15 protein-coding genes and 2 pseudogenes are annotated in these 20,984 nt (G+C 39.8%); 13 read left to right on the top strand and 4 right to left on the bottom strand.

The window, feature by feature from the left end:
• The first annotated feature begins 56 nt into the window (after positions 1–56).
• From glyA to bhn_RS08775, 3 genes are all read left to right on the top strand, one after another.
• Positions 57–1,295, top strand: a complete 1,239-nt coding sequence (gene glyA, locus bhn_RS08785; protein WP_071176344.1) for a serine hydroxymethyltransferase — start codon at positions 57–59, stop codon at positions 1,293–1,295.
• A 757-nt stretch (positions 1,296–2,052) separates the two neighbouring features.
• Complete coding sequence (locus bhn_RS08780; protein ID WP_071176343.1) at positions 2,053–3,336, top strand: glycoside hydrolase family 3 N-terminal domain-containing protein; 1,284 nt, start codon at positions 2,053–2,055, stop codon at positions 3,334–3,336.
• Positions 3,337–3,440: 104 nt separating this feature from the next.
• Positions 3,441–4,322 (top strand): YitT family protein, encoded by an 882-nt coding sequence (locus tag bhn_RS08775; RefSeq protein ID WP_071176342.1) that lies wholly within the window; start codon positions 3,441–3,443, stop codon positions 4,320–4,322.
• Here bhn_RS08775 and bhn_RS08770 read toward each other — a convergent pair whose 3' ends face one another.
• Positions 4,323–5,120, bottom strand: a complete 798-nt coding sequence (locus bhn_RS08770) for a hypothetical protein (protein WP_083385860.1) — start codon at positions 5,118–5,120, stop codon at positions 4,323–4,325. It lies immediately after the preceding gene.
• A gap of 119 nt (positions 5,121–5,239) precedes the next feature.
• Between bhn_RS08770 and thrC the strand changes: the two genes are divergently transcribed.
• The 9 genes and pseudogenes from thrC to queA all read left to right on the top strand — a co-directional run bounded on the left by thrC (position 5,240) and on the right by queA (position 17,190).
• Entirely contained in the window at positions 5,240–6,733 is a 1,494-nt protein-coding gene (gene thrC, locus bhn_RS08765; RefSeq protein WP_071176341.1) for a threonine synthase, read from the top strand.
• A gap of 10 nt (positions 6,734–6,743) precedes the next feature.
• Complete coding sequence (locus bhn_RS08760) at positions 6,744–7,085, top strand: hypothetical protein (protein ID WP_071176340.1); 342 nt, start codon at positions 6,744–6,746, stop codon at positions 7,083–7,085.
• A gap of 23 nt (positions 7,086–7,108) precedes the next feature.
• Positions 7,109–8,480 (top strand): annotated as a pseudogene (locus bhn_RS08755) (citrate/2-methylcitrate synthase).
• A gap of 86 nt (positions 8,481–8,566) precedes the next feature.
• A complete protein-coding gene (gene deoC / locus bhn_RS08750) occupies positions 8,567–9,226 on the top strand; it encodes a deoxyribose-phosphate aldolase (protein ID WP_071176338.1) in 660 nt (219 codons plus the stop codon).
• Between the two features lie 57 nt (positions 9,227–9,283).
• Complete coding sequence (locus tag bhn_RS08745) at positions 9,284–9,925, top strand: manganese efflux pump MntP (RefSeq protein ID WP_071176337.1); 642 nt, start codon at positions 9,284–9,286, stop codon at positions 9,923–9,925.
• Between the two features lie 1,095 nt (positions 9,926–11,020).
• Positions 11,021–12,042, top strand: a pseudogene (pheS, locus tag bhn_RS08740) (phenylalanine--tRNA ligase subunit alpha).
• A gap of 37 nt (positions 12,043–12,079) precedes the next feature.
• Complete coding sequence (pheT, locus tag bhn_RS08735; RefSeq protein ID WP_071176336.1) at positions 12,080–14,503, top strand: phenylalanine--tRNA ligase subunit beta; 2,424 nt, start codon at positions 12,080–12,082, stop codon at positions 14,501–14,503.
• A 142-nt stretch (positions 14,504–14,645) separates the two neighbouring features.
• On the top strand, positions 14,646–16,145 hold the full coding sequence (locus bhn_RS08730) for an aminopeptidase (protein ID WP_071176335.1): 1,500 nt from the start codon (positions 14,646–14,648) through the stop codon (positions 16,143–16,145).
• A gap of 4 nt (positions 16,146–16,149) precedes the next feature.
• Positions 16,150–17,190, top strand: coding sequence for a tRNA preQ1(34) S-adenosylmethionine ribosyltransferase-isomerase QueA (gene queA / locus bhn_RS08725; protein WP_071176334.1), 1,041 nt, complete (start codon positions 16,150–16,152; stop codon positions 17,188–17,190).
• A gap of 77 nt (positions 17,191–17,267) precedes the next feature.
• On the opposite strand, the gene bhn_RS08720 is transcribed toward queA, so the two are convergent.
• The 3 genes from bhn_RS08720 to bhn_RS08710 are packed head-to-tail and all read right to left on the bottom strand — an operon-like array spanning position 17,268 to position 19,741.
• Positions 17,268–17,711: an aspartate carbamoyltransferase regulatory subunit gene (locus bhn_RS08720; RefSeq protein ID WP_071176333.1), complete on the bottom strand. Its 444-nt coding sequence runs from the start codon at positions 17,709–17,711 to the stop codon at positions 17,268–17,270.
• A 27-nt stretch (positions 17,712–17,738) separates the two neighbouring features.
• Complete coding sequence (gene pyrB / locus bhn_RS08715) at positions 17,739–18,686, bottom strand: aspartate carbamoyltransferase (RefSeq protein ID WP_071177484.1); 948 nt, start codon at positions 18,684–18,686, stop codon at positions 17,739–17,741.
• Between the two features lie 50 nt (positions 18,687–18,736).
• Complete coding sequence (locus bhn_RS08710; RefSeq protein WP_071176332.1) at positions 18,737–19,741, bottom strand: DUF5050 domain-containing protein; 1,005 nt, start codon at positions 19,739–19,741, stop codon at positions 18,737–18,739.
• Between the two features lie 103 nt (positions 19,742–19,844).
• Here bhn_RS08710 and pheA point away from each other — a divergent pair, with 103 nt between their 5' ends.
• Positions 19,845–20,972 carry a prephenate dehydratase gene (gene pheA / locus bhn_RS08705; RefSeq protein ID WP_071176331.1) on the top strand — a complete coding sequence of 376 codons (1,128 nt, stop codon included), beginning with the start codon at positions 19,845–19,847 and terminating at the stop codon, positions 20,970–20,972.
• Positions 20,973–20,984 lie beyond the last annotated feature (12 nt).

The raw sequence follows: 20,984 nt of genomic DNA, 5'->3' as shown, positions 1-20,984 counted from the left end.
CGAGATGTGACTTTAACACATTAAATTGTAGAATTGAATAGTGGGAGGAGTAAGAAATGTATTCGCTTGAAGAAGTAAGAAAAGTAGACCCAGAGATTGCATCTTTGATCGAAGCAGAAGTATCAAGACAGAATGATCATATTGAACTTATCGCTTCAGAGAACTGGACCAGTAAGGCTGTTATGTCAGCTATGGGCAGTCCACTTACTAACAAATACGCAGAGGGACTTCCAGGTAAAAGATACTATGGTGGTTGTTATGTTGTAGATGAAGTAGAAAAGCTTGCTATTGAGAGAGCAAAGAAGCTCTTTAATTGTGATTATGCAAATGTACAGCCTCATTCAGGAGCACAGGCAAATCTTGCTGTTCAGTTTGCGCTTCTTCAGCCTGGTGATACTATCATGGGAATGAACCTGAGCCAGGGCGGTCATTTAACTCATGGAAGCCCAGCTAACATCTCTGGTACATATTTTAAAGTTGTACCTTACGGAGTAGATGAGAACGGTGTGCTTGATTACGATGCTATGTACAAGCTTGCTGTAGAGCATAAGCCTAAGCTTATCATTGCTGGTGCGTCAGCTTACTGCAGAACAATAGATTTCAAGAAATTTAGAGAAGCTGCTGATGCCTGTGGTGCAATCCTTATGGTAGATATGGCACATATCGCTGGACTTGTTGCTGCTGGCGTTCATCCAAGCCCATTCCCATATGCTGATGTAGTTACTACAACTACTCACAAGACACTTCGCGGACCTCGTGGCGGACTTATTCTCTGGAATCAGGAAGCACAGGATAAGTTCAAGATCAATAAGGCAGTATTCCCTGGAATACAGGGGGGACCATTAGAGCATGTTATTGCTGCTAAGGCAGTCTGCTTTAAAGAAGCTCTTTCTCCTGAATTTAAGACATATGCTCAGAATGTTGTTGATAACGCAAAGGCTCTTTGCGATGGTCTTATGAAGAGAGACATCAAGATCGTATCTGGCGGAACAGACAACCACCTTATGCTTGTAGATCTTACAAATTATGGTCTTACAGGTAAAGAGGTTGAGGCATGGCTTGATGATGCACATATCACTGCAAACAAGAATACTATTCCAAATGAGCAGCAGTCTCCATTTGTAACCAGTGGAATCCGCCTTGGTACACCTGCTGTTACCACAAGAGGCATGAATACTGATGATATGGATAAGATTGCTGAAGCAATAGCAGTAGTCATCAAGAGCAAGGGCGAAAAGAACGATGAAGCCCGCGCTATCATCAAGACTCTTACTGATAAATATCCTTTAGATTGATCGATTTTTTACTCCTATAATTTAGGGCTGTGATTAGAAGTTGTTTTAAAAAGAAAAACAATTCTAATTACAGCCCTTTTGATTTTTTAACCCAAAAGTAAAAAGTATAAAAATTTTATAACCTGAAGATCCTCTTATTTTCTGCATTTGAGATTGGTGATATAAAGTCTGCATAATTGTATGAAAAGCATATACAATTATAAAAATACGCAGAATATTTTACAATTAGCACGATATATTCAAAATAATTAAATAAAAATGAGAAAGTGTATTGACAAATTATAGAGGCATATCTATAATAAAATCATCAAGAAAATAACATAAAAAATACTTCTCCAGTCGAAATATACAATTGGGGACGGGGAGAAAGAAAGGTAGGTACACTCCAAAGGGATAGGTAGTTAAAATATTCGAAGAAAGGATGGTACGGACCACCAGACTAAGTAATAGGTTCTATTTAATCAAAAGTTCTAAGTTCAAAAGAAGTAGTAATACAGCAATTTGAGTACATGATTGGTGGTAATTGCAATATAAATACCTTGCAGCCACAGCATATGAATGCAAAAGTAAATGGAAAAAATGGCTGAGAAATTCGGAGGAACAGTCCATTGGACGAAATATTTAGTTTAGAAGATGAGTACTCGGTATAAGGGCAGAAGCAGGTAATATGATGAAGCTTCTGCCCTGATTTTTTGTGCAGACGGTACTAATATATGCTAAAATATGACTAGAAATTAAGTTTTGATATGGGGATATTATGAGTAGAATCGACGAACAGGATTTTGATGAAAAGAGATTGGCGCGTAGACAAAGAAGAAAGCGTAGTCAGTTAATAGCATATATTTGTTTGGCAGTTTTTGTTCTTGTTATTTTTGGAGCAGGAGCTTTTGGCATTATAAGTGTCAAAAAAGTATTTGATGGTCATAAAGTAGAAAAGCAGGCAGAAGAAGAACAGAAAGCTGCAGAAGAAGCAAGTGCGCAGTCTGTTGTTATAGAAACTCCTGAAACTGAGCAGGAACCTCAGGAAATGACGCAAGAAGACCTTTTGGATGAGGTTGTTAACGGTTGTATAAGTGAGATGCCAATTGAAGATAAGGTGGCAGCTCTTTTCATAGTAACACCAGAACAGCTTACAGGTGTTGATACAGCGATCAAGGCAGGATCAGGTACACAGGATGCCCTTTCTACCTATGCTGTTGGAGGAATCGTATATTCCAAAAAGAATATCAAATCCGCAGAGCAGATTTCAGAGATGCTTAGTACTACAGCGTCTATGAGCAAGTATCCTCTTTTTACTATGACTAATGAAAATGGTAATGGTGCTATAACTAGTGCTATCGGTATTGAGGACGTTTCAGACATAGATAGTTCTGATGCGGCTTATAATGCAGGTTCAGCCATTGGTGCTGCTATGTTTGGCTATGGATTTAACTTTGATCTTGCTCCTTACATGGATATAACTGAGAGTGGAGATTATGGTACAGATATAGCTGCAGTCCAGGATATCACTGCTTCTCTGGTGAATGGTATTCAGGAGTCTGGAGTAAGTGCCTGCGCAGTGGCATTTCCAGCAAGTGCAGATACATCCAAGCAGATGGCGGTTGTAGATAAGAGCAAAGAGGAACTTGTTACCGGAGAGTATACAGTTTTTAAAAATGCTATTGATAATGCTAATATCAGCGCAATACAGATGTCAAATGCTTCATTCCCTCAGGTTGCTGGAGATAACACTCCTGCATCACTTTCAAAAGTAATCATAGATGATGAGCTTAGAGGAGCACTTGGATTTGAAGGAATTGTAATAACAGGTGCTATGAATGAAGGTGCGATCACAGAGTACTATACTCCTGAGCAGTCATCCGTAGAAGCCATCAAGGCTGGCGCTGACATGATCTATTGTCCGGAAGATTTTACAGCAGCTTATGAAGGTCTTTTATCAGCAGTTAATAGCGGAGAGATTTCGGAAGACAGGATCAATGAGTCTTTGATCAGGATATACAGGATCAAATATGCTGACAGAGTAGATGAGATCGTAGGCTGACGTTTCCTTGAATTTGTTTACATAAATCAAAAAAATATCTAGCCAGTTTACATATAAAGAGTTATACTAAGCTCGTAAAATATATAAATGTAAAGGGCATATTTATGTCAGAGAAACAAACAAGGATCATCTCAACTCTTAAAAGAGACACCATCAGGCTGATAGTTGTATTACTAGCAGCTTTTCTTATGGCTGTTAATATACAGACCTTCATCAATGGTGGCGGACTTATCCCTGGCGGTGCGCAGGGTCTTACTATTGTTATTCAGAGAGCAGCAGCCAAGTATTGTGGCATTCAGATTGCTTACACCCCGATCAATATCATATTAAATGCGATACCTGTATATATAGGTTTCCGTTATATAGGCAAGAAGTTCACTTTGTTCTCAATGATCATGGTTATATTCAACGGTTTCTTCGTTGACCTTATTCCAGTTATGACTGTAACTCATGATTCACTTCTTGTAGCAGTATTTGGTGGTATCCTGAACTCTATAGCTATCACTATGTGTCTTGAAGTTGATGCAACCAGTGGCGGTACAGATTTTATTTCCATTTTCCTTTCACAGAAAAAAGGAATGGACGCATTCCCTATAATTCTTGGTGGTAATGTAGTACTTCTTACAATTGCAGGATTTATGTTTGGTTGGGATAAAGCGCTTTATTCCATAATTTACCAGTATGTTTCAACACAGGCACTTCACATGCTCTACAAGACATACCAGCAACGTACACTTTTCATAATCACGGATATGCCAGATGAAGTATGCGCTATGATATATGCTGAGTGTGGACATGGAGCAACACTTATTGATGGAGAGGGCTCTTTTGCCCACAAGAATAAAAAGATCGTTTACTCAATAGTAAGCGCTTCAGATATCAGAAAGCTTATTCCAAAGATAAAGTCCCTTGATCCAAACGCCTTTATCAATTCTATCAGAACAGAAGAGATAATGGGTAACTTCTACATGAAACCTCGTGACTGATCATCCAGTAATGGTACTGATCTTTGGAGAGATCTTCGTTTTCATATAGATGTCAGCGTACTGTGAAGCAGTGAGCTCTTCTATATAGTTTAGTTCATAGTTTTTATCTATACCTTGTTTTATGAGCATATCAGCAGCTTTGTTGTAGGCGATGGCAGCTTCTGCCTCTGAGTTATACTTGCCTATAACATAGTTGCTTTTTACGTGTATGACAGCTTTATATCTGATAAAGCCTTTTTCTGCAAACTGTCTTACACCATGGTATCTGTTGAGAATAATAATATTCTCGTATCTAAGGTCCGTTGGATCGTTGTTGGCAAATCTATAATCTCTTCCCAAAACTGCGTAGCTCTTGATACCGTAGCGCTGTAGAACTGAAAGCTGGCTGCCGTAATCAGCTACGAAAAGATGAGAACCTCTTTTCATGATCTTGTGAGATGAATAGTAAAAGAGGTCATCAATATCAAATTTAAGGGCCAGATCAGGAGACAGGTAATACAAAAAATACTTCTTTTCCAGATAGATAGGGTTTGAAATGTACATACCCTTGTCTCTGTAATTGACCAAAGAGACATACTTATCGAAAGGAAGAGTCATTTTTTTATCGTATGAACTTATGTCATATTTTGGATTGTTCAGAATCTTGCTTGCGTCTTTATAGGCATTGCCAGCGTCCTTGTCATTGTCAAAGGAACCAAGGGCAATATGCCTTCCGCAGTAGGTTATAGAAGCTCTATAGGACGGAGTGCCATCTTTTAAAGAGGTGTAATATACTCCAACGATTTTCTTGTTATTCAATAGATCCCCCAGTTAAGAAAAAACTTTAATGATTCAAAGCGCTAAAATAAAAGTGGATATTTCCTAGAGTATTATGGTATACTTATTATTATTTTACCAATAAATGAGGAGTAAAAGCAATGGCAAAGGAAGTTTTGTATAGTAGTACCAGAGGGGAAAAGGGGAATATTAAAGCGTCAGAGGCTATACTTAGAGGCCTCGCTGGAGATGGTGGCTTGTATGTTCCTGACCATATTCCACATCTTGAAAAATCACTTAGAGAAATTGCAGATCTAGATTATCAGGGAACAGCTTACGAAGTTATGAAGCTTCTTCTTACAGACTATACCGAAGAGGAGCTTAAGTATTGCATTTCTCACGCATACGATTCTAAGTTTGATACACAGGAGATTGCTCCATTATCAGAAGCAGACGGAGCTTTCTATCTTGAGCTTTATCACGGATCAACAATTGCATTCAAGGATATGGCTCTTTCAATCCTTCCATATCTTATGACTACAGCTGCCAAGAAGAATGCAGTAAAGAATGATATCGTCATTCTTACAGCTACCAGTGGAGACACAGGTAAAGCTGCACTTGCAGGATTTGCAGATGTTCCTGGCACTAAGATCATTGTCTTTTATCCAAAGCACGGCGTAAGCCCTATTCAGGAAAGACAGATGGTAACACAAAAGGGTGACAATACTTGCGTTATTGGTATCGAAGGAAACTTTGATGATGCTCAGACTGGAGTTAAGAAGCTCTTTACTGATAAGGCTCTCGCAGAACTTATGGATAGCAAGGGATTCCAGTTTTCCTCAGCAAACTCTATCAATATTGGAAGACTTGTTCCTCAGATCGCATATTATGTTTATGCATATTGTAAGCTGCTTAAAGAGGGCAGGATTGCTGACGGCGATGAGATCAACGTTGTAGTTCCTACAGGTAATTTTGGCAATATCCTTGCTGCTTATTATGCCAAGAATATGGGCGTACCAATTGCTAAGCTTATCTGTGCTTCCAATTCAAACAAGGTATTATTTGACTTCTTTAAGTCAGGTGAATATGACAGAAACCGTGATTTTGTTTTAACATCATCACCTTCAATGGATATTCTTATTTCATCTAACCTTGAGAGGCTTATTTATCATATTGCCGGCAATGATTCTGTTAAGGACGCAGATCTTATGGCTAAGCTTTCAAATGATGGCAAGTATGAAATAACAGATGATATGCGTGCAAAACTGGATTCTTTCTATGGCGGATATGCTACAGAGGAAGAGACTTTTGCAACTATCAAAAAAGTATTTGATGGTGCAGGCTATCTTATTGATACCCACACAGCTGTTGCAAGCGCTGTTTATGATAAATACAAGAAAGAAACAGGAGATGATAAGGTAACAGTTATCGCTTCAACAGCAAGTCCATTTAAGTTCACAAGAAGCGTTATGAATGCACTTGGACATGGTGATGATTCTAAGGATGATTTTGCTCTTGCTGATGAACTTTCAGCTATCTCTAAGGTAGATATTCCAGAAGCTGTCACATCTATCAGAACAGCTGAGATCAGACACAAGACTGTTGTAGATAGAACAGAAATGGAAAAGGCAGTAAAGAACTTTCTTGGAATCTGAGGTGAGATAAATGAATTCATTTAGTAATGTTGCAGATATTTTGATAATTCTCGGCGGCGCTCTACTCATTTACTATGCAGAACAGATGAGAGTAAATGATGTGATCAAAGTCGGTTTTATGATTTCTCCAAAGGTTAATGTGCACAAGCTTAAGGACAGGGAAGGCTTCAAGAAATATGCTTTCCCAAGGCATTTTGCTCAGGGCTTTATCCTTGTGCTTCTTGGTATGACCGGCATTTTTTGCGATCTATACAGCAGAGGAGATTTACACGTCTATATTTACATAGGTGTTTTGGTTTTCTATGTGATCGGAAATGTTTTTATCGAAAAGGGGAAAGCTAGATTTTATTAAAACACAATTATAAGGAGGTGCGTATGGATTTAGGTAAGGGATATTATTCAGAAAACACGCCGGAGATTGTTGAACTTTCCAATCTTTCTAGAGAAGCTGATCTTATTGAAAATGATCTGTTTTTAAAATATGACGTTAAGAGAGGGCTTCGTGATCTAAATGGTAAGGGTGTACTTACAGGACTGACAAGGATTTCTGAGATTGTAGCCAAAAAGGTAGTTGATGGACAGGAAGTGCCAGCAGATGGTGAGATCTTTTTTAGAGGATATGACGTTCATCAGCTGATAGATGCTGCAGTCAGGGAAAACAGATATGCATTCGAGGAATGTACATACCTGCTATTATTTGATAAGTTGCCAACTGGCAAAGAACTTTTCGAGTTTGAAAAACTGCTTGGTATTTATAAGAGCCTTCCACCAAGCTTTGTTAGAGATGTAATAATGAAGGCTCCTAGCCGCGATATGATGAATACGTTGGCGCGAAGTGTACTCACACTTTATTCCTATGATGATCATGCTGATGATGTTTCGCTTCCAAATGTACTGCGTCAGTCACTTCAGCTGATAAGCATGTTTCCACTTCTTTCAATCTATGGATATCATGCATACAATCATTATCACGAGGGTAATTCACTTATTATCCATCCTCCGCTGGAGGAATTATCAACAGCAGAGACTATCCTTTATCTCTTAAGACCAGATAGTCAGTATACAGAGCTTGAAGCCAAGCTTCTTGATATCTGTCTCGTGCTTCATATGGAGCATGGCGGTGGTAACAATTCATCTTTTACCACACACGTAGTAAGTTCAAGTATGACAGATACCTATTCTGTGATTGCTGCTGCGATAGGATCTCTTAAAGGACCTAGACATGGTGGGGCTAATATCAAAGTGGTTCACATGTTTGATGATATTGAAGCCAATGTTAAGGATTGGGAGGACGAAGAAGAAGTCAGAGCCTACCTTGATAAGATCCTTAACAAAGAAGCCTTTGACGGAGCGGGACTCATATATGGTATTGGACACGCTATCTATTCAAAGTCTGATCCAAGAGCTGTTATCTTAAAGAGCTTTGTAGAAAAACTTGCTGTTGAAAAGGGAAAAGAAAAAGAGTTTGAGCTCTATAAACTCGTAGAGCGCCTTGCACCACAGGTTATCAGTGGAGAGCGCACTATGTATAAAGGCGTAAGTGCCAATGTGGATTTCTACTCAGGTTTTGTTTATAGAATGCTTGATCTTCCAGAAGAGCTTTATCCTACTATCTTTGCTATTGCAAGGATCGTTGGCTGGAGTGCTCATAGAATGGAAGAGCTTGCTAATAACGGCAAGATCATTCGTCCTGCATATATGGCCATCGAACCACGTAAGGGAATATATTCCTGTTGATGAACGCTAAAAATACATATATACTGATAGGGTTCTACAATCAGAATATTTAGTATATAATATTTAGTGTTATATATTCAGAAAGGAAATATTGCAATGGAAGAAAAAGAAATCTTAAAACTTATTGATCATACTCTGCTTCAGGCAGATGCTACATGGGAAGGAATTGTGGCTCTTTGTGATGAGGCTGTTAAATACGGCACAGCTACAGTTTGCATTCCTGCAACATATTTGAAGAGAGTACATGACAAGTACGGCGACAGCTTAAAGCTTTGCACAGTAATTGGCTTCCCTCTTGGATACAACTGCGCAGTTTCTAAGGTAGTAGAGGCAAAAGAGGCTATCAAAGACGGTGCAGAGGAAATCGATACAGTAGTAAATATCAGCGATGTTAAGAATCATAGATATGATGAAGTTAGAAAAGAACTTCAGATGATCAGAGAAGCTTGTGGAGATAAGCTCCTTAAGGTCATCATCGAGACATGCTATCTTACAGAAGAAGAGAAGATCGAGCTTTGCAAGATTGTTACAGAAGTTAAGGCTGATTACATCAAGACTTCAACTGGTTTTGGCTCAGCTGGTGCAACACTTGCGGATATCGAGCTCTTCAAAAAGCATATCGGACCTGATGTTAAGATCAAGGCCGCAGGCGGAATCCGTACAATAGAAGATGCTCTTGCATATGCAGAGGCTGGATGCAGCAGGATCGGATCATCAAAGGTTGCTCCACTTATCGCTGCAAAATACAATCTGTAATAGCTAAAAGGAACTGCATTAAGCAGTTCCTTTATTTATCTGTTTAGGAGATTTAAAATGGCAAAATATGTATTGTTCGTGTTTAACAGCTTGATGCTTGGCGTTGGACTTGCTATGGACGCTTTTTCTGTTTCTTTGGCAAATGGTTTTATTGAACCAGAGATGAAGAGAAAAAGAAAGGCGTATATTGCTGGAATCTACGCAGGATTTCAGTTCCTTATGCCAGTTATCGGATGGTTTTTAGTCCATAATGCTGCAGAGCTTTTTAATGGTTTCCAGAAGTTCATTCCATGGATAGCTTTAGGACTTCTTTCTTTTATCGGTGGCAAGATGATAAAAGAGGCTATTGAGGAAAAGAAATGCTCAGAGGATGGCAATTGCAAGGATTGTACCAATAAAGAGTGCCCAAGATGCGGCCTTGACCCTAAGACTAATAAGCTGGATTTCAAATGCCTTATGGTTCAGGGAATTGCCACATCAATAGATGCTCTTTCAGTAGGCTTTACTATTGCAGATTACAAGACAGTTATGGCGCTTGGTGCATCTTTTATAATCGGCATTGTTACATTTGTTATCTGTTACATTGGCCTTAAACTTGGCAATAAATTCGGAACAAAGCTTGCGTCAAATGCAAAGATCGTAGGCGGTGTCATTCTTATAGGAATAGGACTTGAGATCTTTATCAGTTCTTTCCTGTAATTGTTACCATTCACAGTTTTGGGGTAGCCGCTGGCTGGTTCACTGGGGCCGCGCCCTGTCTCTGCCTAGTTCAGCTAAGTGGGGCCGCCAGCCTAAAGTTTATTTTTGTTCATCCTTTAGATTTTTATGTTCATGGCATTATATTTCTTACTTAAAATTCTTTGAAACAAACTCGCCTTTGATTGCCATTTTTTGCATGTAAAGTTTTGGGTTTGAACGATTGTCAAAAAAACGCCATTTTCTTGTGCTCATAAGCAGCTTTTGAAACGCATGCGGTTTGCGGTGTTTGAAGCAGGGCGTTAAGAATTTATAATAAGTGGTCACGCCCGCTTTCTGCGGGCTTTGTAAACAGGAATAAGAGGTGACTCTGCAAGCTAGCTCGCGAGATCACCTCTTTTCCTGTTATGGGAGCGTAGCTCCAATGACCACTTATTATAAATTCCGCCCTGCAAGTATATAGCAAGAGCATGCGTATTAAAACAAAAGCTGCATGAGCACATAGAAAAGTATCGTTTTTTTGATGAGGACAAAACAAAACTTTACAGCAAAAATGGCATCAAAAACTCAGACAGTGTTTCAAAAACAGAATTTAAAGTAAGAAATATAACGCTCATGAACATAGAAAAATCCTCAGAGATTCTCAAAAACAAACTTTAGGCTGGCGGCCCCATTTAGCTGAACTAGGCAGAGGCAGGGCGCGGCCCCAGTGAACCAGCCAGCGGCTATCCCAAAACTGTGAATGGTAACCTGTAATTATGGGTTGACTTTTTTTATTTACAAACTTAAAATTATCTAAGTGAAAATATGTTAAATGCTTTGATGGTGTTAGGCGAGAGCCTAGAGATGTTGTAGCATCCCTTTCAGAGAGAGAAGTCATCGGCTGAGAGCTTCTTAGGGCAATACTATATACGGAAATTTCGCACTGGAGCTGTCCTGGTGAAGGATTCTTGTAGCTAGGATCGTGAGTCTACGTTACAGACGACTAAGGAGTCTGCATTTAGTTGCAGGAACTTGGGTGGTACCGCGGTATATTATCGTCCCTTGTGTTGAACAAACACTAGGGACGTTTTTTATTACAAAAAAAGGAGAAAGATGATGATTAGTGAACAGCTTGATAAGATCAGAGAGGAAGCTCTTAAACAGATAGAGAGTTCTGATGGTCTTGAGAAACTCAACGAGATCAGAGTAAATGTTCTTGAAAAAAAGGTGAACTTACAAGTATCCTTAAGAGCATGAAGGATGTTGCTCCAGAGGACAGACCTAAGGTTGGTCAGCTTGTTAATGAGACAAGAGAAGCAATTGAAAAGGTATTAGAAGAGACTAAGTCCAAGATGGAAGCTGCAGCACGTGATGCTAAGCTTAAGGCAGAGGTTATTGACGTAACACTTCCTGCCAAGAAGAATAAGGTTGGACACAGACATCCTAATACAGTAGCTCTTGAAGAAGTAGAGAGAATCTTCACAGGAATGGGCTACGAAGTAGTAGAAGGACCAGAAGTTGAGAAGGATTATTACAACTTCGAAGCTCTTAATATTCCAGCTGATCATCCAGCTAAGGACGAGCAGGATACTTTCTATATCACAGGAGATCTTCTTCTTAGAACTCAGACATCTTCTACACAGGTTCATGAGATGGAAAAGGGTCGTATTCCTATCAAGATGATCGCTCCTGGTAGAGTATTCCGTGCTGATGAAGTTGACGCTACTCATTCACCTTCTTTCCATCAGGTAGAAGGCCTTGTAATTGACAAAGATATTACATTTGCTGATCTTAAGGGAACTCTTGCAGAGTTTGCAAAGCAGCTCTTTGGACCAGATACCAAGACAAAGTTCAGACCACATCACTTCCCATTCACAGAGCCATCTGCTGAGATGGACGTAAGCTGCTTTAAGTGCGGCGGTAAGGGATGCCGTTTCTGTAAGGGAGAGGGATGGATAGAAATCCTTGGCTGTGGAATGGTACATCCTCACGTATTAGAGATGAGTGGAATTGATCCTAACGAGTATGTAGGTTTCGCTTTCGGTGTTGGACTTGAGAGAATCGCACTTCTTAAGTATGAGATCGATGATATGAGACTTCTCTATGAGAATGACATCAGATTTTTGAATCAGTTCTAATAATAGATTTAGCAGATTAAGAAAAGGGGATAAAAAAATGAATTCATCCAAATCATGGATTAAAGCATATGTACCAGATTTAAATTGCACAGATCAGGAATTCTTTGATGCAATGACTCTTTCTGGTACCAAGACAGAAACATACGAACCACTTGATAAGAATCTTGACAAGATCGTAGTTGGTCAGATCGACAAAATTGAGCCTCATCCAGACGCTGATAAGCTTGTTATCTGCCAGGTCAATATTGGAACAGAGACTATACAGATTGTTACTGGTGCCAATAATATGAAAGAGGGAGATAAGGTTCCTGTTGTTCTTGATGGCGGTAGAGTAGCTGGCGGTCATGACGGCGGCCCACTTCCAGAGGGAGGAATCAAGATCAAAGCCGGTAAGCTCCGCGGAGTACCATCAGCTGGTATGATGTGCTCAATCGAAGAGCTTGGTTCTACAAGAGATTTCTATCCAGAAGCTCCAGAGGAAGGCCTTTATATTTTCCCTCAGGATACAGAAGTTGGCGCAGATGCAGTTGAAGTACTTGGACTTCATGACACTGTATTTGAGTTTGAAGTAACCTCTAACAGAGTTGATTGCTATAGCATTCTTGGTATCGCTAGAGAAACTGCAGCTACATACAAGCTTCCTTTCAAGGCTCCAGTAGTAGAAGTTAAAGAAGAAGCTGATGGAAACGCTAAGGATATGATCAGCGTTGAGATCAAGGATACAGACCTTTGCACAAATTATTGCGCAAGAGTCGTTAAGGATATCAAGATCGCTCCTTCACCTGAATGGATGCAGAGAAGACTTGCTAGTGTTGGTATCAGACCAATCAACAATCTTGTAGATATCACAAACTATGTAATGATGGAATATGGTCAGCCAATGCACGCTTACGATATGAGCACTATTGCCGGTAACAAGATCGTTGTTAAAAGAGCTGCTGATGGAGATACATTTGTTACTCTTGATGGTCAGGAGAGAAAACTTGATAAGGACGTTCTTATGATCTGTGACGGCGAGAAAGAAGTTGGTATCGCTGGTATCATGGGCGGTGAGAACTCAATGATCACTGATAATGTAGACACAGTTCTTTTCGAGGCTGCTACATTTAATGGACCAAATATCAGAAAGTCTGCTAAGAGAGTAGGCCTTCGTACTGATGCATCAGGTCTTTTCGAGAAAGGTCTTGATCCAGCCAATGCTCTTGATGCGATCAACCGTGCTTGCCAGCTTGTTGTAGAGCTTGGTTGCGGTAAAGTAGTTCCTGGAGTAGTTCAGGTTGGACTTCCAATCGCTCCACTTAAGAGAATTCCTCTTGAAGCAGATAGGATCAATAAGCTTCTTGGAACAGATATCTCTAAGGATGAGATGGTTGAGATCCTTAAGAGAGAAGAAGTTGAATATGATGCAAAGACTGATGAAGTGATCATTCCTTCATTCAGACAGGATCTTAATCAGATGTGTGATATTGCAGAAGAGGTTGCAAGATTTTCAGGCTATGACAAGATCCCTACAACTCTTCCAAAGAACAGCGCAACTACAGGCGGAATCTCATTCAAGATGAGAGTTGAGAAAAAAGCAAGAGAGGTTGCTCAGTTCTGCGGATTCTCACAGGGATATACATATTCATTTGAGAGCCCTAAGGTATTTGATAAGCTTCTTTTACCTGAGGATGCAAAAGAGAGACAGGCGATCAGGATTTCTAATCCATTAGGAGAAGATTTCTCAATCATGAGAACTATTTCTCTTAACGGAATCCTTACCAGCCTTGCTACAAACTACAATCGTAGAAATAAAGATGTAAGACTCTATGAGATGGGTAACATCTATGTTCCAAAGAGTCTTCCTCTTACAGAGCTTCCAGATGAGAGAATGCAGCTCACACTTGGATTCTATGGAGAAGGCGATTTCTATAGCATGAAGGGTGCAGTTGAGGAATTCCTTGACAGCGTGCATATGCTTGATAAGCTTACTTATGATCCAAATGCAGGTAAGCCATTCCTTCATCCAGGAAGACAGGCTAATATCGTTTACGACGGAGAAGTTATTGGATATCTCGGTGAAGTTCACCCAGCTGTATGTGATAACTATGACATTGATACAAGAGTATATGTAGCAGTTATCGATATGCCTCATGTTGTTGAACATGCTAAATTTGATACTATCTACACAGGAATTGCCAAGTTCCCTGCAGTTACAAGAGACCTTTCAATGGTAGTTCCAAAGAACGTTCTTGCTGGAGATATCGAGAAGATGATCAGACAGCGCGGCGGCAAGAAGCTTGAAAGCCTTGAGCTCTTTGATATCTATGAAGGAGCTCAGATCAAGGAAGGCTTCAAGTCAATGGCTTATTCTCTTTCATTTAGAGACAAGGAAAAGACCCTTGAGGATGAAGAAGTAGCAGCTGCAATGAAGAAAATATTAAATGGACTTGAGTCTCTTAATATTGAACTTCGTTCATAATATGTTACAATCATATTTGGCAAAGAGAAGATTGTTCTTCGAATAATAAAGTTGGGGATGATGCATTTGCATCATCCTCTTTACTTGTTACACAAGATTTTTTAGGTAAGAGTTTTTATGACCAAATATTTAGGAGGTATATATGAATAGAAAGAATGTATGGACAACCTATAGCGCTGCTCAGCTCAAGAAAGTTGATCAGTTTGCAGAGGACTACAAGAAGTTCCTTGATGAGTCCAAGACAGAAAGAGAAGCTATCGATACTATCGTAAACGAGATCGAGGCTGCAGGCTACAGAGAGCTTAATACTCTTATTGGTAGCAAGACAAAGCTTAAGAAGGGCGACAAGGTTTATTCAGTATGGATGAACAAGTCAATCGCCATTTTCCAGATGGGTTCAGAGCCAATGGAGAATGGTCTTAATATTCTTGGTGCACACATCGATTCTCCAAGACTTGATGTTAAGCAGAATCCACTTTATGAAGATGGCGGCTTTGCTTACCTTGATACACATTACTATGGTGGTATCAAGAAGTATCACTACGTAGCAATGCCACTTGCTATTCACGGTGTACTTGTTAAAAAAGATGGCACAACAGTTCAGCTTAACGTAGGTGAGGACGAGGATGATCCAGTATTCTTCGTATCAGATCTTTTGATCCACCTTGCACAGGATCAGCTCAGCAAGAAAGCTTCTAATGTTATCGAAGGTGAAGCCCTTGATCTTATCATTGGTCACAGACCATTTGTAATTGAGAGCAAAGAAAAAGAGAAGGCTGAGAAGAAGGATGCAAAGCTTACAGCTGGTCAGCAGTATGCAATTGCAGCTGAGAAGGCTGAGAAGGCAGAGAGCGGTAAGGTATCAGGAGCAGTTAGAAGAGGAATCCTTGCAATTCTCAATGACCTTTACGGAATTGAAGAGGAAGATTTCATTTCTGCAGAACTTGAGATCGTTCCTGCTGGTAAGTCAAGAGACGCTGGCTTTGACAGATCAATGATCATGGGTTATGGACATGATGACAGAGTATGTGCATTCCCTTCAATGAGAGCTATCATGGAAGCCAAGAACCTCAAGAGAACAGCTTGCTGCATCCTTGTTGATAAGGAAGAGATCGGATCAGTTGGTGCAACTGGTATGCGCAGCAGATTCTTTGAGAATGCAGTAGCAGAGCTCATGGCTCTTACAAAGGAAGGATTTAATGATCTTGCACTTAGAAGATGTCTTGCTAATTCATGCATGCTTTCATCTGACGTAAGTGCTGGCTTTGATCCTTCATATGCATCATGCTTCGAGAAGAAGAACGCATCTTTCCTTGGAGAAGGTCTTGTATTTAACAAGTTCACAGGTGCTAGAGGTAAGAGCGGATCAAATGATGCTAACGCTGAGTTCATTGCTGAGATCAGACGTGCTCTTGATAAAGAAGGTATTGTATACCAGACAGCAGAACTTGGTAAGGTTGACGTAGGTGGCGGCGGAACAATCGCTTACATCCTTGCACTTTACGGAATGAATGTTATCGACGCTGGTGTAGCAGTTCTTAACATGCATGCACCATGGGAAGTAATCGACAAGGCTGACCTTTATGAAGCACTTAGAGGTTACGTAGCATTCCTTCAGAACATTGATTTTAGAAACGAGTAATTAAATGTCAGAATTAGGATTATCAACTTCAGATTATTATTTTGATCTCCCTGAGGAGCTTATTGCACAGGACCCTATGGAAAAGAGGGACGAGTGCAGACTCCTTGTGGTAGACAAAAATACTGGAGAATTAGAACATCATAAATTTAATGAGATCATAAATTATTTAGAGCCAGGTGATTGCCTGGTTCTGAATAATACAAAGGTTATTCCTGCAAGACTTCTTGGAGAGAAGGAAGGAACAGGCGCTGCCGTAGAGATCCTTCTGTTAAAGAGAAAAGAAGCTGATGTATGGGAAACTTTAGTTAAGCCTGGTAAAAAGCTTAGACCGGGAGCCAGAGTATCTTTTGGCGGGGGTATATTAAAAGCTGAGATACTGGACATAGTAGAAGAGGGTAACCGTCTCGTTAAGTTCTATTATGATGGTATTTGGGAAGAAGTACTTGATAAGCTTGGAGAAATGCCACTTCCTCCATATATTACACACAAGCTTCAGGACAAGAATATGTATCAGACTGTATATGCCAAGTTCGAGGGCTCAGCTGCAGCTCCTACAGCAGGACTTCACTTTACAGAAAAGCTTCTTGAAGATATTAAGGCAAAGGGCGTAGATATGGCCTTTGTAACTCTTCACGTAGGACTTGGTACATTCAGACCTGTAAAAGTGGATAATGTAAAAGAACATCACATGCATACAGAATGGTATCAGGTAACTCAGGAAGCTGCTGATAAGATCAACAAAGCCAAGGCTGAGGGCCACAGAGTCATCTGCGTAGGAACTACAAGCTGCAGAACCATTGAAAGCGCAGCAGATGAGAATGGTCACTTATCAGAATGTAGTGGAGAAACATCAATCTTCATCTACCCTGGTTATAAGTTTAAAGTTTTAGACCAGCTCATTACAAACTTTCATTTACCAGAATCAACGCTTGTTATGCTTGTTTCAGCTCTTGCTGGAAGAGAGCATGTTTTAAACGCTTATGAAGAAGCCATCAAGGAACGTTACAGATTCTTCTCTTTTGGTGATGCTTGTTTCTTCAAATAAAAAAATTTTGGACCTAGGGGACGGGGGTAGTGGTTCATTTTTTGAACCACTAACCCCGTCCCCTAGGTCCATTTTATTTATTCCTTATTTCCTGCGCCTTCAGAGTACTTCTCATCGCAGTATTTGCAACGATAGATTTCTTTTTTCTCGTCGGCCAGATAGAAGATCTGAGGGAGCTCCTGCTCGATAGAAGAGATGCATCTTGGGTTGTGACACTTGATCACTCCTGTGATCTCTTTAGGAAGCACTAAAGCTCTTTTTTCAATTATCTCTCCAGCCTTGATAACATTGACTGTAATGTTGTGATCGATAAAGGCAAGGATATCAAGATCAAGAGTATCAATATCACATTCAACTTTAAGGATATCTTTTTTGCCCATTACCTTACTTTTTGCATTTTTGATGATAGCAACTGTTGAATCAAGCTTATCAAGACCAAGGTGACGATATATCTGCATTCCCTTACCAGCCTGAATATGATCAAGAACAAAGCCTTCTTCAATTTTTCCAATATTTAACATGAATAACCTCTTTTCTTAATGTGCTGATCAAAATTTTCTAAGAAGCCCCTCATTCATGTGGGCATCTGTCATATCAAGGAGAGTTAAGATAAGCGCCATACGTACATACAGTCCGTATTGAACCTGCTTGAAATATGCAGCTCTTGGATCATTATCAATTTCAACAGAAATTTCATTAACTCTTGGAAGTGGATGAAGAATGTACATCTTTTCCTTGGCAAGTTCCATCTTGGCCTTATCAAGGATATAGAAGTTCTTGAGTCTGATGTAATCTTCTTCATTAAAGAATCTTTCTTTCTGTACACGTGTCATGTATAGGAAATCAAGACGTGGCATAACGTCTTCAAGTTTAATAACTTCTTCATATGTAATGCCTTTAGAATCAAGCATTTCTGTGATGTAATCAGGAACTTTTAATTCCTTTGGGGAAATGAAAATAAAATGAATCCCGGTGTAACGGGTAAGAGCATTTATAAGAGAATGAACTGTTCGACCAAATTTAAGATCGCCACAAAGACCAATGGTGAAATCACCAAGCTTACCATATAAAGATCTGATAGTGAGTAAGTCTGTAAGAGTTTGTGTGGGGTGTTGATGACCACCATCACCTGCATTGATTACTGGAATAGAAGACTTAGAAGCTGCGACCATTGGAGCACCTTCTTTTGGATGACGCATTGCACAAATATCTGCAAAGCAAGAAATAACACGAATTGTATCAGCAACACTTTCTCCTTTGGATGCTGATGAGTTGCTGGCATCGGCAAATCCTAGACACTTGCCGCCAAGCCTTAACATTGCTGTTTCAAAACTGAGCCTCGTTCTGGTACTGGGTTCATAGAAACATGTAGCCATTATTTTCCCATCACATTTGTGGGAGTAGGCATCCATGTTTTCTTCGATATCTTTGGCAACATCGAAGAGGTCCTCTAGCTCATCAACTGAGAAGTCCAGAGGGTTCATCATGTGACGCAAACTATTCATACAATCTCCTCTTTTATATATATAATTTTATGTTTGGATTATTACTGCGGTAAAAACATTTCTGCAGGACGTGATCCATCCAAAGGCATATGATACATCATTTCATCGTTTCCGTAAACTTTAAAATATAGTTCTCTTGAAGTTGTGTTGAGACTGTTTACGATTCCGTTATATAAAACAACTGGATCACTGCCATCAAGATTACATCTCTTTAGAGCTGGATTAGTCTCGCTAGAGTATGCGTAGTAGATGTATCTGTCGTCTATTGTGTAAAAATCGATCCTATCTGATGTAACAAGCTCAGGAATGCCTGTAAGGAGGCTGGCACGCCACAAGCTGTAGTTAGATTCGCCATTCATGAAATAGATATATCCATTTTTTACAACAGGGAAGAAGTAGTAGCCAGTAAGGAAATCCCTGGTATAATCACCGTTTTGAGTATAGAGCATATGGATGCTGTGATCCTTGGTAACACCGGAGTAGAAGATAATGCCGTTGTCGTAGCAAACTGGAGAAGCCATTTCATCATAAACGACCTTTTTATCTGTCTTGTTGACCTTTATCTTCTCGAGATATCCGCCATCAGTCTTGACCTGATAATAGAGATATTCGCCGCAGAGCTGAACCTCGCCGCACATTTCCCTTGCAAGACACTTAAGATCACCTGTCTTGGTGTTATATCTGTATACGCCGTACTGGTTAGTAGCAGAACCAAGACCAGTTACCTTACCTGATGTGTTGCTGGAATCCATATAGAAATAAAGGATGCCATTAGCACCGCTTATATATTTGACGCCCATATTTGTTAGTCTCTTTGAATGTGTTCCGTCAGGATCCATGGAATAGAGACAGTTACTGTCATAAGGATTGGCAAAATAAACTTTGTCACCCATTTCAAAGACTAATCCGTAATTGTGGAGATTGCCGGCAGAATTGCCAGTATCATAAGGAGACATAGGGATAATATTTCTGTAGATGTGGAAAGCTATAAAAGCACCTGCAAGTATGAGTAAAATAAAACTAATAAATATATATCCTTTTTTCATATGTTACCCCGCGAATTTACTAATACTATTATAGGCGCGTTATTTCTTGCTATCAAGCGGTATTTGTTCTAAACTCTTATTAATGAAAACAGCGGAGGATGGTATGGATTTAAAAGATCTAAGGTCAGAAATTGACATAGTTGACAAGCAGATAGTGGAGCTTTTTGAAAAGAGAATGGATATAGCTTCACAGGTTGCTGATTATAAGATAGCTACCGGGAAAAAGGTTTTTGACAGAGAAAGAGAAGAGGTTAAGCTTCAGGCAGTACAGGATATGACAACTTCTGAGTTTAACAAGGTCGGGGTAAAAGAGCTCTTTTCACAGCTTATGTCCATGAGTAGAAAACTCCAGTATCAAAAACTCACAGAAGCAGGAGCTTCAGGTAAGCTTCCATTTATTGAGATAGATTCTATAGATAAAGCAAATTCAAGAGTATGTTTTCAGGGCGCAGCAGGTTCTTATTCTGAAGAAGCCATGAAAAGATTTTTTGGAGAAGATGTCAACAGTATCGCAGTTGAAACATTTAGAGATGCCATGGCTGTATTGGAGGATGGCAGCTGCGACTACGCAGTTCTTCCTATTGAGAATTCCACAGCTGGTGTTGTGAGCGAGATATATGATCTTCTTGCAGAATATGAGCACTACATTGTTGGAGAGCAGATAATCGAGATTAAGCATTGCCTCATGGGAGTTTCAGGAGCAACGCTTGAGGATATCAAGACTGTTTATTCACATCCTCAGTCACTTATGCAGAGTGCAAAGTTTTTGTCTGATCACAGCAATATCAGCCAGATCAGTATGAAGAACAACGCATTTGCAGCCAAGAAAGTAGCAGAAGATGGTGATAAGTCACAGGCTGCTATAGCAAGCAAAAGAGCTGCTGATGTTTATGGCCTTGAAGTTATAGAGGAAGGCGTAAACCAGGCTGATTCAAATTCAACAAGATTTATCATCGTTACTAATCAGAAGGTATTTTTAAAGAGTGCATCAAAGATCAGCATCTGCATGGAAATCCCGCATGAAACAGGAGCGCTGTATCATCTGATGTCACATTTTATCTATAATGGACTTAATATGACCAAGATCGAGTCAAGACCAATAGAGGACAGGAACTGGGAATACAGATTCTTTATTGATTTTGAAGGTAATCTTTCAGACAGCGCAGTCAAGAATGCGCTTAGAGGTCTTAGAGAAGAAGCTAAGTTACTTAGAATCTTAGGGAACTATTAAAAACACAGGGGT

The sequence above is a fragment of the Butyrivibrio hungatei genome (genome assembly GCF_001858005.1).
Taxonomy (GTDB): Bacteria; Bacillota; Clostridia; order Lachnospirales; family Lachnospiraceae; genus Butyrivibrio; species Butyrivibrio hungatei.
This window is presented reverse-complemented; position numbering and strand designations above follow the sequence as displayed.

What these genes read in the sequence shown, in the direction of transcription:
- bhn_RS08730 (WP_071176335.1), top strand. Translation starts at nt 14,646, where the DNA reads ATGAATAGAAAGAATGTATGGACAACCTATAGCGCTGCTCAGCTCAAG.
- glyA (WP_071176344.1), top strand. Translation starts at nt 57, where the DNA reads ATGTATTCGCTTGAAGAAGTAAGAAAAGTAGACCCAGAGATTGCATCT.
- bhn_RS08760 (WP_071176340.1), top strand. Translation starts at nt 6,744, where the DNA reads ATGAATTCATTTAGTAATGTTGCAGATATTTTGATAATTCTCGGCGGC.
- bhn_RS08710 (WP_071176332.1), bottom strand. Translation starts at nt 19,741, where the DNA reads ATGAAAAAAGGATATATATTTATTAGTTTTATTTTACTCATACTTGCA.
- queA (WP_071176334.1), top strand. Translation starts at nt 16,150, where the DNA reads ATGTCAGAATTAGGATTATCAACTTCAGATTATTATTTTGATCTCCCT.
- pheA (WP_071176331.1), top strand. Translation starts at nt 19,845, where the DNA reads ATGGATTTAAAAGATCTAAGGTCAGAAATTGACATAGTTGACAAGCAG.
- thrC (WP_071176341.1), top strand. Translation starts at nt 5,240, where the DNA reads ATGGCAAAGGAAGTTTTGTATAGTAGTACCAGAGGGGAAAAGGGGAAT.
- bhn_RS08780 (WP_071176343.1), top strand. Translation starts at nt 2,053, where the DNA reads ATGAGTAGAATCGACGAACAGGATTTTGATGAAAAGAGATTGGCGCGT.
- bhn_RS08720 (WP_071176333.1), bottom strand. Translation starts at nt 17,711, where the DNA reads ATGTTAAATATTGGAAAAATTGAAGAAGGCTTTGTTCTTGATCATATT.
- pheT (WP_071176336.1), top strand. Translation starts at nt 12,080, where the DNA reads ATGAATTCATCCAAATCATGGATTAAAGCATATGTACCAGATTTAAAT.
- bhn_RS08775 (WP_071176342.1), top strand. Translation starts at nt 3,441, where the DNA reads ATGTCAGAGAAACAAACAAGGATCATCTCAACTCTTAAAAGAGACACC.
- bhn_RS08745 (WP_071176337.1), top strand. Translation starts at nt 9,284, where the DNA reads ATGGCAAAATATGTATTGTTCGTGTTTAACAGCTTGATGCTTGGCGTT.
- deoC (WP_071176338.1), top strand. Translation starts at nt 8,567, where the DNA reads ATGGAAGAAAAAGAAATCTTAAAACTTATTGATCATACTCTGCTTCAG.